Annotated in this window: 9 protein-coding genes and 1 pseudogene; 7 read left to right on the top strand and 3 right to left on the bottom strand. The window is 69.6% G+C overall.

What is annotated here, in order from left to right; translation table 11 throughout:
- Positions 1–13 precede the first annotated feature (13 nt).
- The gene (locus tag JGS39_RS41860) at positions 14–265 is read right to left on the bottom strand and encodes a hypothetical protein (RefSeq protein ID WP_236063334.1); all 252 of its coding nucleotides are present in this window, start codon (positions 263–265) and stop codon (positions 14–16) included.
- Positions 266–996: 731 nt separating this feature from the next.
- On the opposite strand from JGS39_RS41860, the pseudogene JGS39_RS09735 reads away from it, so the two are divergent.
- Positions 997–1286, top strand: a pseudogene (locus JGS39_RS09735) (PIN domain-containing protein).
- Positions 1287–1391: 105 nt separating this feature from the next.
- Here the strand turns inward: JGS39_RS09735 and JGS39_RS09730 are convergent.
- On the bottom strand, positions 1392–3236 hold the full coding sequence (locus JGS39_RS09730; RefSeq protein WP_219568358.1) for a serine hydrolase domain-containing protein: 1845 nt from the start codon (positions 3234–3236) through the stop codon (positions 1392–1394).
- 797 nt (positions 3237–4033) lie between these two features.
- A complete protein-coding gene (locus tag JGS39_RS09725; RefSeq protein ID WP_308120290.1) occupies positions 4034–4915 on the bottom strand; it encodes a LysR family transcriptional regulator in 882 nt (293 codons plus the stop codon).
- 143 nt (positions 4916–5058) lie between these two features.
- Here JGS39_RS09725 and JGS39_RS09720 point away from each other — a divergent pair, with 143 nt between their 5' ends.
- The 6 genes from JGS39_RS09720 to JGS39_RS09695 all read left to right on the top strand — a co-directional run bounded on the left by JGS39_RS09720 (position 5059) and on the right by JGS39_RS09695 (position 11327).
- On the top strand, positions 5059–6237 hold the full coding sequence (locus JGS39_RS09720; RefSeq protein WP_219568356.1) for an ABC transporter substrate-binding protein: 1179 nt from the start codon (positions 5059–5061) through the stop codon (positions 6235–6237).
- A 72-nt stretch (positions 6238–6309) separates the two neighbouring features.
- Complete coding sequence (locus JGS39_RS09715; protein ID WP_219568355.1) at positions 6310–6642, top strand: hypothetical protein; 333 nt, start codon at positions 6310–6312, stop codon at positions 6640–6642.
- A complete protein-coding gene (locus tag JGS39_RS09710) occupies positions 6642–7658 on the top strand; it encodes an ABC transporter permease (RefSeq protein ID WP_219568354.1) in 1017 nt (338 codons plus the stop codon). Before JGS39_RS09715 ends, JGS39_RS09710 begins: the two co-directional genes overlap by 1 nt.
- Positions 7655–9634 (top strand): dipeptide/oligopeptide/nickel ABC transporter permease/ATP-binding protein, encoded by a 1980-nt coding sequence (locus JGS39_RS09705; RefSeq protein ID WP_219568353.1) that lies wholly within the window; start codon positions 7655–7657, stop codon positions 9632–9634. Before JGS39_RS09710 ends, JGS39_RS09705 begins: the two co-directional genes overlap by 4 nt.
- Positions 9631–10425: an ABC transporter ATP-binding protein gene (locus JGS39_RS09700; protein WP_308120288.1), complete on the top strand. Its 795-nt coding sequence runs from the start codon at positions 9631–9633 to the stop codon at positions 10423–10425. The genes JGS39_RS09705 and JGS39_RS09700 overlap by 4 nt, the downstream gene beginning before the upstream one ends.
- Positions 10422–11327, top strand: a complete 906-nt coding sequence (locus tag JGS39_RS09695) for a carbon-nitrogen hydrolase family protein (RefSeq protein ID WP_219568351.1) — start codon at positions 10422–10424, stop codon at positions 11325–11327. Before JGS39_RS09700 ends, JGS39_RS09695 begins: the two co-directional genes overlap by 4 nt.
- The last annotated feature ends 1 nt before the right edge of the window (position 11328 follow it).

Below are 11328 nucleotides of genomic sequence, written 5' to 3'. Positions count from 1 at the left end.
CAGGGCAATACAGCTAGGGCGTCGACCAGGTCGCGGCCGAAGAAATGGACGGCGAAGCCACCGTGCTCGTAGATGTAGTCGCCGGTGTGCCGGACGGTGTAGACGAACGCCCCCTGGGGCCACAGGAACGGTCGACCTCGCCGAGCAGGGCATGGAGCTCCGTCGTCGACAGCGCCATGCACAGCAGCATGTGAGCGAGGACCGCGTCCACCGAGTCGTCCGCCAGCGCCAGCGGCTCACGCACGTCGTGGACCGCGGTGGTCATCCGCTCCTCGACGCCCTGGGAGCGGGCGACGTCACGCAGCTGCTCCAGCCCGACAGGGCTGCAGCCGGTTGCCTGGACGGTGAACCCTTCGTGGGCGAAGAACAGTGGGTCGCCGGCCGTGGCCGGCTCCCAGCTCCAGCACGTCGTCGATCGCCATGCGCGAGTGGGCCGGTGTCTCGGAGTTCGGCACCGCCAGCCGCTTGGCCCAGGCTGGGACGGCGAGACCGTCGTAGCCGCGCTCCTCCACCGGCCGAGCCAGGACAGCACCGTCGCGTGCCGGGAGCGCAGTACCTCCTCGCTACGCGAGACAGCGCGTGACGGACTGAATGAAGTTGGCCACCTGAGCCTGCCGGACAGACAAGAAGGCAGCCACGTGTTGAGCCTCGGCGGATATCTGTGCTGCCTCGCGACCCGCTCTCGCCTGATCGACCACCATTCGCCTGAATCTTCGCCCCAAGCACGCTGCCAACGAGACCACCGACGATCGCTGGCACTGACATCAGCAGTCCCGGCCAGGCACCACGAAGGCTGGTCTGCCGAGAAGGTGTTGCCGAACATCTTCGTCTCTCGATGCCCTCGGAACTCCTCGGAGGCCGCGCAACGCGACCCGTTCGGTGACGCACCGGCGCCGTACGCACCCGGCGACGGCGCCGCAGGAGGGACCCGCGGCCAGGTCCCTGGTCCTGGACTCTCAGGCGCTGTCGTCGCTGCTCCTGCGCGACGACCGACACATGGTCATACGGATCGAGGCTGCCCGGCGCGTAGGCGTGCCCGTCCTCGTGTCGGCCCTGACGGTGGTGGAGGCCGTCTTCGGGAAGACAGGTACCGCCCGGCTGCGCTGGGTGCTCTTCCGGCTGGAGGTCCACGACATCACCCAGGCGGACAGCTTTACCGCGGTGCAGCTGCTGAGTGATGCCGACGGCCTGCACGGCCACAAGTACGCCATCGACGCTCTCGTGGCCGCGATGGCGCTCCGCTCCGCAGCTCCACTGGAACGCGGCCCTATGACCGCAACGACTGATCGAAACTGTGCGGCGACCGCTCATCGATCAAGCTGTCTGAAGCTCGGCGTCCGCCCCTTGACCGGAGGCGTTCAGTCAGTTCGCGCGGACAGTGGCGGCGTCGGTCAGGAAGGACTCTGCAGCGAGGCCATGGGGGCGAGCTTGTTGGACTCGGATACTGCCGCGCTCCAGGAGAATTCGTTGTTGTCGCTGAAGTAGTAGTACGTGGAGCCGTTGGGCATCATCGCGACGGTGATGCCTCCGTAGCCGGACATGAACGGTACGTGGAACGGCTGGGTGTAGGCGGGGTTGTCCGCGGCCGTGAACTCTCGTCCCCAGAAGCCGTTCTGGTAGCGCATCGGTGTGCTGCCGGTCGTGGTGGCGCCGCGTTCTGACGGATTCTGTTGCATGGAGTCAGCCAGCAGGCCGGGGTGCAGCACCTGGGTGCCGGCCACCGCGCCGGCATCGTTGTTCAGGAACTTGGCGAACTTGGCGACATCGTCCTTGGTCCAGAACAGTCCGTACCCGCCGAAGGGGACGCCGGTCGCGCTGTTGTCCGTGCGGGAGGAGACGCGGGCGTCCGGGCTGATGCCGATCGGGGTGAGGACCTCGTCGCGGAGCATGTGGAACAGGTCGGCGCCGGAGCCTGCCTTGTTCCGGAGGTAGTTGTTCATGGCGCGGGCCGCCAGGAAGCTGTCGGAGGAGTGGTAGACCCACTTGCTGCCCGGGGTGGCCTTGCGTGGGAAGGACAGCGCCTTGTCCATCTTGGTGGCGTAGGGCTCGGCGAGGAAGAAGTCGGTCATGGTGCTGCCCTCCTCGTCGGTCTCGTAGAGCGCCGAGGTGTAGTTGCCGGTGGCCATGTCCAGGGCGTGGCCGACGGTGACGCCCGACCAGGCGCTCTTCCCGGCGGCTTCCGGTATCAGGTCGGTCAGGCGCTGGTCCGCGACGCCGGTGCCGTAGCGCTGGGCGAGCCGGAGCAGGGCGGTGCCGGCGAACGCGGACTTGGCGGTGGAGTAGGAGGGCAGCAGCATCTGCCCGCAGAACGGGTACTGGCCCTGCCTGGTCTGGCAGCCGCCGACGTAGTTCACACCGTCGTAGTAGAAGCCATAGGTGCTGAGCGCGGTGGGGGTGATCCCCGCGCCGAACTTCGAGGTGTCCACGCCGGCGCCCGGGTGGTCGGTGGCGAGCTGCGCGATTGGTTTGGTGGGCAGCCGGCCTGCGACCTCGGCCGCGTAGGCGGCGCGCGCGGCTTCTCCACCGGGGACGGCTTGGGGCTGGTAGGTGGCGGCCACTTGGCCCCACATGTCGAACTGGTGGTAGGCGCAGGTCTCCGCGGTGATCTGGTAGCGGACCTGGGAGATGGAGGATGCGTCGAAGAGGAAGGAGAGCACCCCGTTGTGCACGCAGTTGGCGTTGCGCTCGACCAGTGCGAAGGGCAGCGCGGCGCGCGTGCGGCCGCCGTCGCCGTTTTCCTGCCAGGCCCGGCCGGCTCCCACGGCGAGGTTCCAGGAGGTGTTCCCGGTGTAGCGCAGCCCGCGCACGGTGGGGATGAGGTGGCTGCCGTTCTGTACGAGGGTGGCGCTGAACGGGGGGAGGTGTTTGGTGGCCTCCGTGCGGGAGTAGCCGTTGGGGTCCTTCAGCTTGCGGTAGCCGCCGGCCGTTGCGGTGCCGTTGAGGGTCAGAGTGCCCTCGAAGGTGTGCGCGGGCGGGGCCGCCGCGGCGGGCAGAGCGAAGGCGCTGTCTACGACGGTGCCGGTGGGGGTGGCGCTGGAGAGCTGAGCCGCGGTGAGGACCGTACGGGGCACGGCGCCGCTGCCGGTCAGCGGGTCGCCCGGCACGGGGGCCGCGCTTTCGGCGAGCGCGGGGGACGGAGCGGTGAACACGCCGGCGAGCAGCACGGTGAGCAGTGCTGTGGCCGTCGCAAGACATCGCATACCGCGTGGGCGGCGGGTGGTCGCACTGGAGGTCATGGATATCCCTCTTCCGGGCGGGGTCTGTTGTTGCGGCATCGTGGGTGCGCGCAGCGAGAGCTGTCCAATGCTTGCCAGGACTGGCCACGGTGTCTTAAAGGCATCAGGGCAGGTTCTCCGGCGGAGTGCGCCGCATCGCCGGGGTCGGTGGACGAGAGGCCAGGTCTGCGTGAACTTGCCGAGAACGCCACAGCTGACCTGCCACCCGGGTCGGATGCTGCTCGAATCGCCGGGCCCAGCTGTCCGGGCGAGACCACGCCGGCCTACGGGGTCGGCAAGCGGCTGGGCGGCTCGCCGTACATCTCTTCGACGAGCTCGGTGTACCGGAAGGCCCATCGCCGCTGGCGCAACCGCATGACTGAGAGTCGGGTGCGTCGTGCGCTGGAGTACCAAGACCGGGAAGTCGACCTCCGGAGCAGGCTCACTGCGCGAGGGTCGCGGGGACGTTCCGGTGGTTGGTGCCGGCCTCGGCTGGGCCTCCTGGCAGAGCAAGTAGGCGGAGGGTTCCCGATGCCGAACCGGCGCCGTCATCGACGGCAGCCGGCTCCGCATGGGCCCGGTACCGCTGGACGGGGTGGAGCGCCGGCGACCGGCGATGTTCCACCCACCCTGCCCGACACCACGGACCAGCGCGTGCCGGAATCCGTGGATCAGGTCGAGCGATGGGTCCGCGAACAGCGCGCCGTGTTCCGGTCCGGCCGTCTCCCCCTGTCGCGGGCCGGCCGGACCAGACACCATCCCGAGCCGACCACGACTCGTGAACAACTTCCGCACCAGAACGCCCAATGTCGGCAGGTTCAGCTCCCCGCTGCCTGCGGCCCGTACTGCTCGACGCAGAAGCGGGCCAGGCCGGTGGCGAAGGACTCGATGGTGCGCAGCGCGTAGTGGCCGCCGTCCCAGGCGGCGTGCAGCCGGATCTGCAGGGGCTCCCCGTGCTGGTCGATGATCAGCAAGGGGTGCAGGCCGAACCGGGGGTCGTCGGAGACGACGGCGATGCCGTGACCGGAGGCGGTCATCGCCTGGGCGACCTGCGGGGTGTCGCACTCCAGGACGATGTCGAGGGAACTGCCCGCGTCCTGCACCGCCTGGTCCAGGATGCGGCGGGTGCCGTGGGCGAGGGTGAGGACAATCAGCGGTTCACCGGTCAGCTCCTGGATGGTGATCCGGTCCCGGCCTGCCCAAGGGTGAGAGGGCGGCACATAGGCCCACAGCGGCAGCCGGGCTACGGGCAGCCCGGCGTAGCGGTGGCGCGGCGGGGCTGAGGAGATCGCCACGTCGGCGCCCCGGGTAAGGGCCTGGTAGGCGCGTACCGGACTCTCCGCCTGCACCGTGACCAGGGGGTCCTCCGGACCCCAGGTGGCCAGGAACGGGGCGATCACGTCGGTGATGGTGGTGGCGGGGGCCGCCACGGTGAGCCGCATCGCCCGCCCGGACGCCAGCGAGCCGGCGGCGGCGAGGGCGGTGTCGGCGCGGGTGACCAAGTCACGGGCGAGGGGCAGGAATCGGCGACCGGCCGCCGTGAGTTCCATCCGGTTGCCCGTGCGGTCGAACAGCGGCACTCCCAGGGACGCCTCAAGTCCACGCAGTTGGCGGGAGAGCGAGGGCTGGGCGATATGGACTTCGGCTGCCGCCCTGGTCACCGAGCCGCTCTCGACGACCGCCAGGAAGTATCGCAACACCCTCAGCTCCACAACGAACCTCCAGCCCATGCCTCACAGGCATGAAAGTCAATCCCATCAAGTATTTGAGGTTATAGCTCACCCGGCCCATTGTTGCCTCACTGTGAACAGCCGGCGAATGCGCCTTCCTGAGGAGCGAACTCATGGCCACGTCCCGAAGAACACCCGCCGCCGCCGCTCTGTTGGCCTGCGGTCTGCTCGCGTCTGCCTGCACCGGTACTGACAGCGGTACCGACAGCGGCACCGGGCAGATCCTCAATGTGGCAACCACCGCCGAGGTGACGACCTGGAATCCGGTGAAGTCCTTTTCCACCGAGGTCTACTACCTCAGCAACGTCTACGAGCCGCTGCTGTGGATGAACCCGCCCGGCTCGAAGGAGCGCTTCCGCCCCGCCCTCGCCGAGCGCTGGTCGTCCTCCGCCGACGCCAAGACGTGGACCTTCCATTTGCGCAAGGCGGTCACCTTTCACGACGGCGAGCCGATGAACGCCGCGGCGGTCAAGGCGTCCCTGGAAGCCTCCGCGAAGGACGGCGGTGCAGCCTTCATCTGGTCGGCGCTGGACACCATCGAGACACCGGACGAGCACACGGTCGTGCTCAAGCTGAAGAGCGCTGCCCCGGTCGACATGATCGCCTCGTCCATGTACGGGGCGTGGATCGTCAGCCCCAAGGCCCTGGCCAGGGACGAGGACTACTTCGCCAAGGGCGTCGACGCAGGCACCGGCCCGTACCGTGTCTCGGAGTACCAAGCCAAGAAGAGGGTCGTACTCAAGGCGTACGACAAGTACTGGGGCGGCTGGAAGGGCGAGCGCTACCGTACGGTCGTCGCCAGGATCACCGCCGAGCCGACCGCGCAGCAGCAGATGCTCCAGTCCGGCCAGGTCGACTACGCCGCCGCGCTGCCGATGGAGAACGTCGCCCGGTTCAAGAACGACAAGCGCTACACCGTCACCGAGTGTCCCACCTTCCAGAGCCACACGGCCTTCTTCAACACCGCCAAGGGCCCGCTGAAGAACGTGAAGGTACGTCGGGCGCTGGCGCGTGCCATCCCGTACGACGACATCGTCAAGGTGGGCACCGAAGGCTTCGGCGCCCGCGCTCGCGGCGCCGTTCCGGCCGGTGCCTTCCCCTATGACGAGCAGCTGCCGCAGACGCCGTACGACCTGGAGGCCGCCCGTCGGCTGCTCACAGAGGCCGGATACGAGGGCGGCAAGGGTCTGAAGCTCACCCTCAGCTACGCGGCGGAGAACGCACAGCAGGCCAAGTACGCCCCGCTGATCAAGGACTCCTTCGCCAAGGTCGGGGTGTCGGTCGAGCTGTAGCCGATCCTGTTCAACCAGCAGTGGGAGAAGGCCAAGGCGGACCCGGCCAAGGCGCAGGACATCTTCCTGCTGATGTACTGGCCGACCTATTCCGACGCGGGCTCGGACAACCTGGTCTCGCTCTTCCGCAGCAGCGACAAGCCGGCCTTCAACCTCAGCTACTGGAAGGACGCCACGTACGACAAGCTCGTCGACGAGGCCGGCACCCACACCGCCACCGACCGGGACAAGGCCGCCGAGCTGTATGGCCAGGCGCAGCGTCGGTTGCTGGAGCAGGCGCCCGGCGCGTTCCTCTACGACATGCGCACCCCGGTCGTGATGAACAGCGAGGTCAAGGGCTTCGCCTGCAACCCGAACTACTCCCTCTCCATCTCCCTCTACCAGCTGCACCGCGGTGCCAGCTGATGCCGCGCTTCCTGCTGCGCCGGCTGCGCGGCTCCCTGCTCGTCCTGCTCGGGGTCAGCGCGATCACCTTCGTCATAGCCCGGGTGATCCCCTCCAACCCCGCCCTCACCTATGTCGGCGCCAAGGCGACGCCCGAGGAAGTCGAACGGGTGACACACGCCCTCGGCCTCGACCAGCCGCTGCCGGTGCAGTACCTGTCCTATCTGCGCAATGTGCTGACCGGGGACTGGGGCACCTCCATCGCCACCAAGCAGCCGGTCCTCGGCGAGCTCGGCGACCGGCTGCCCGCCACCCTGGAACTAGTCGGCGCCGCCATGGCGGTGGCGCTGGTGCTGGGCGTCACGCTCGGCTGCATTGCCGCGGTGCGGCCCGGCAGGCTGATCGACCAGGCGGTGCGGCTGCTGTCCATCGCGGGCGTATCGGTGCCCGCCTTCTGGCTCGGGCTGCTGCTCCAACTGCTGGTCTTCGGCCGCCTGGGGCTCCTGCCGCCCACCGGACGCATCGACAGCGACCTGGAGTTCACCGCGCCGATCCACTCGATCACCGGACTGAACACGGTGGACGCGCTCCTCACCGGCAACGGGGCGGCGCTGGCCAGCGCCTCGGCGCACCTGGTCCTGCCGGCCCTCACACTGGCCGCCTACCCGCTCGGCGTCGTGGCCCGCATGACCCGCACCAGCATGCTGGAGGCACTCCAGCAAGACCACATCCGCGTCGGCCGCGCCTACGGTGTCCCCGAACGCACCCTCGTATGGCGCGTCGCCCTGCGCAACGCCCTCCCACCCACCATCACGGTGCTCGGCCTGACCGCCGCCTACGCCCTGACCGGCGCGTTCTTCGTCGAAGTGGTCTTCGACTGGCCGGGCCTCGGCCAGTACGCCTCCTCCGGCCTGCTGAGCCTGGACTACCCGGCGGTCATGGGCGTCACCCTCATCAGCGCCGTCGCCTACGTCCTCGTCAACCTCGCGGTGGACCTCGTCCACGCGCGCCTTGACCCGCGAGTGAGGCCGGCATGAGCCACAGCCCGCAGACCATCCCACCGCGCAGCGCCCGCTTCACCGCCATGCTCCGCGACCCGCTCGCCGTCCTCGGCCTGGTGCTGCTCGCGGCCCTGGTAGCCGCCGCCCTGCTCAGCCCCTGGCTCGCCCCGCACCCAGATCAGGGCGCCGGAGCGGCCGAGGTCGCCGCCCGCCACCTGCCACCCGACGGCGGCCACCTGCTCGGCACCGACAATCTCGGCCGCGACGTGCTCAGCCGCGTCATCTACGGTGCCCGGCCGGCACTGACCGTACCGCTCCTCGTGGTCGGGCTCGCCGTGCTGGTGGGCGTACCGCTGGGGCTGATCGCAGGCTTCCGCGGCGGGCGCGTGAGCGAGGCGATCATGCGGCTGTGCGACACGTTCCTGGCCTTTCCGCCCCTGCTGCTCGCCATGGCGATCGTGGCAACTCTCGGCCCCGGCCTGGAGCACGCCGCCCTCGCGCTGGCCATCGCCTGGTGGCCCTGGTACACCCGGCTGGTCCAGAGCCTCACCGCATCCATGCGTGAGCGGCCATTCGTCGAAGGAGCGCGCGCCCTGGGGCTCAAGGACCGAGTCGTCATGGTCCGGCATATTCTGCGCAACACCGTCTCACCGATCCTGGTCCAGGCCACCGTCGACATCGGCACGGTGATCCTGGCCGCCGGATCACTGGCCTTCCTCGGCCTGGGCACCCGCCCGCCGTCAGCGGACTGGGGCCTGATGGTGGCCGAGGCCCGCGGCGACCTCCAGACCCATTGGTGGGCGGCGCTCTTCCCGGGCCTGGCGATCCTCCTCACCGTGCTGGCCTTCAACCTCCTCGGGGACGCTCTGCGCGACGTGTTCGACCCGCGCACGGAAGCAGGCCGCTCCGCCGCCGCACGACGCGGCCTGCACACCTTGGCCGGACAGGCCGCCGCTCTGTTGCGGCGCCGGCCGGAGGGGCAGGACACCGAAGCGGCGAGCCCCCTGCCCGCCTCTGAGGACGAGACTGTGCCCGTCCTTGGCAAGGAGCCCGCAGGCGACCGGGCTGCACCCCTGCTGGAGATCACCCGGCTGCGCGTCACCATCGGCGACGCCGCCCTCGTACGCGACGTCTCCCTCCGCGTGCGCGCGGGCGAGGTCGTGGGGGTGGTCGGCGAGAGCGGCTGCAGCAAGTCCCTGACCGCCCTCAGTGTCCTCGGCATGCTCCCCGCCGGAGCCGAAACCTCCGGCTCCATCCGGCTCCAGGGCCGGGACCTGCAGGCCGCGGGCTTCCACACGATCCGCGGCCGGAAGGTGGCCATGGTCTTCCAGAACCCCGCCGCCTCCTTCGACCCCGTCACACCGCTCGGCCGCCAACTCGACCGCCTGGTACGCCTCCACCAGGGCGGCACCCGGACCGAAGCGGCCGAGCAGGTGAGCACCGCACTGACGGAAGTGGGCCTTGACGCCGAGCGCGTCACACGTTCCTACCCGCACCAGCTCTCCGGCGGCATGCTGCAGCGCGTCATGATCGCCGCCGCTCTGCTGTGCCGACCCGATCTGCTCATCGCCGACGAACCGACCACCGCCCTGGACGTCACTGTGGCCAAGGAGTTCCGCTCCCTGCTGCGCCGTCTGCAGGCCGAGCACGGCTTCGGAGTCCTGTACATCACCCACAATCTGGGCGAGGTCCGCGAACTGTGCACCCGGATGTACGTGCTGTACGCCGGTCAGGTCGTCGAATCAGGACCGGTGGCCGATGTACTGGACACCCCGGATCACCCCTACACCCGCGCCCTGCTCGCTGCCCTCCCCGACCGGGCCGCCCCCGGCAAAGCGCTGCCCGCCATCCCCGGCAGCGTGCCTGACCGCCCCGACCTGCTCACCGGCTGCCCCTTCGCCGACCGCTGTGCCCACACCTCCGAGGCATGCGCCACTCCGCCGCCTCTGCACGCCGCCGGAGCGAGGGCCAGCGCCTGCCACCTCACCCAGCCGAAGGGAGTCCTCGCGTGATCCTCGACGTACAACAGCTCGTCAAGACCTTCGGCTCGCACACCGCCGTCGCCGGCGTCGACCTCAACATCACCGCAGGAGAAGTACACGCGCTGGTAGGCGAGTCGGGCTCGGGCAAGACCACCCTCGCGCGCTGCGTGCTGGGCCTGATCCCGCCCACCTCCGGCACCGTCCACATCGCGGGCCGCCCGCTCACCGGCCTGCGCCGCAAGGAGCTGCGGCAGCTGCGCCATCAGGTACAGATCGTCTTCCAGAACCCCTACGCCGCCCTCAACCCCCGGATGACCGTCCGGCAACTCATCGCCGAACCACTGCGCGAGGCCGGCCGCCCCGTCACCGACGCCACCGCGGAACTGGCGCGCGTCGGCCTGCCCGCGACCGTCCTCACCCGCTACCCCCACCAGCTCTCCGGCGGCCAGTGCCAGCGCGTCGCCATCGCCCGCGCCCTCGCCGTCGGGCCCTCGCTGCTGGTGCTTGACGAACCCACCTCCGCCCTCGACGTCTCCGTCCAGGCCCAGATCCTCAACCTGCTGCTCGACCTGCGCGAGCACAGCGACCTCGCCTTCCTCCTCATCACCCACGACCTTGGCGTGGTCCGGCACATCGCGGACCGGGTCAGCGTCATGCTGCACGGCGAACTCGTCGAGACCGGGCCCACCGCCCAGGTCCTGGACTCCCCCCAGCACCCCTACACCCACAGGCTGCTCGACGCCGTCCCCGGGCTCCACCCACCGGACGACACCCCGCCGAGCACACCCGCAGCCGCCACCGCACAAGGAGCCCTCCAGTGAGCCGAATCCTCGGCGTCGCCCTCGCCCAGGTCGCACCCGTAACCGGTGACCCCCAAGCGACATTCGCGAAGTTCAGCCGCGAGGTGCGCTCCCTCAAAGCCCTCTCCCCGTCCATCGACCTGGTCGTCTTCCCCGAGCTGTACCTGAGTGCCTTCGGCAGCTTCGACGCCCGCCACCCGGCCGGCTACCTCGACGGCCTCGCCGAACCGATCCCGGGCCCCATCACCGACGCGGTATGTCGGCTCGCGGCCGACACGGGGCTGTGGATCGTCCCCGGCAGCATCCCGGAGCGATCGGCCAAGGGTGTCCACAACACGGCCGTCGCCATCTCCCCGCAGGGCGAAGTGGTGGCCTCGTACCGCAAGATCTTCCCCTGGATGCCGTACGAGACCTCCGTGCCCGGCGACACCTACGTCACCTTCGACATCCCCCAAGTGGGCCGCTTCGGCCTGGCGATCTGCTACGACGGCTGGGTACCGGAGATCTCCCGCACCCTCGCCTGGATGGGCGCCGAAGTCATCATCCAGCCCACCTACACCCGCACCTCCGACCGTGAACAGGAACTGGTCCTCGCCCGAGCCAACGCCATCACCAACCAGGTGTACGTCCTCAACCCGAACATCGGCGGCCTTTTCGGCACCGGCCGCAGCATCGCCACCGACCCCGAAGGCCGCGTACTGGCCCAGGGCGGCGCAGGCGAGGAGTTCCTCACCTTCCACCTCGACCTCGACCTCGTGGCCACCACCCGTGAACGCGGCACCCTCGGCCTGAACCCCCTGTGGAAACAACTGCGCGACGCCCCGCCCCCCTTCCCGCCCGCCACCGAGGGCTACGACAAGGGCAAGATCATGACCGGCCTCGGCCCGCTATATCCCTCCCGGGCCGGATCGCCAGGAGCCTGAG

It is taken from the genome of Streptomyces poriferorum, from assembly GCF_019399235.1.
Classification (GTDB): Bacteria; Actinomycetota; Actinomycetes; order Streptomycetales; family Streptomycetaceae; genus Streptomyces; species Streptomyces poriferorum.
Note: the sequence above shows the minus strand (reverse complement) of the source record. Positions and strands in the feature narration are given on the sequence as shown.

Excerpts from the sequence above, each read along its gene's own strand:
- JGS39_RS41860 (WP_236063334.1), bottom strand. The coding sequence starts at position 265 with ATGACCACCGCGGTCCACGACGTGCGTGAGCCGCTGGCGCTGGCGGAC.
- JGS39_RS09730 (WP_219568358.1), bottom strand. The coding sequence starts at position 3,236 with ATGACCTCCAGTGCGACCACCCGCCGCCCACGCGGTATGCGATGTCTT.
- JGS39_RS09720 (WP_219568356.1), top strand. The coding sequence starts at position 5,059 with ATGGCCACGTCCCGAAGAACACCCGCCGCCGCCGCTCTGTTGGCCTGC.
- JGS39_RS09715 (WP_219568355.1), top strand. The coding sequence starts at position 6,310 with ATGTACTGGCCGACCTATTCCGACGCGGGCTCGGACAACCTGGTCTCG.
- JGS39_RS09710 (WP_219568354.1), top strand. The coding sequence starts at position 6,642 with ATGCCGCGCTTCCTGCTGCGCCGGCTGCGCGGCTCCCTGCTCGTCCTG.
- JGS39_RS09705 (WP_219568353.1), top strand. The coding sequence starts at position 7,655 with ATGAGCCACAGCCCGCAGACCATCCCACCGCGCAGCGCCCGCTTCACC.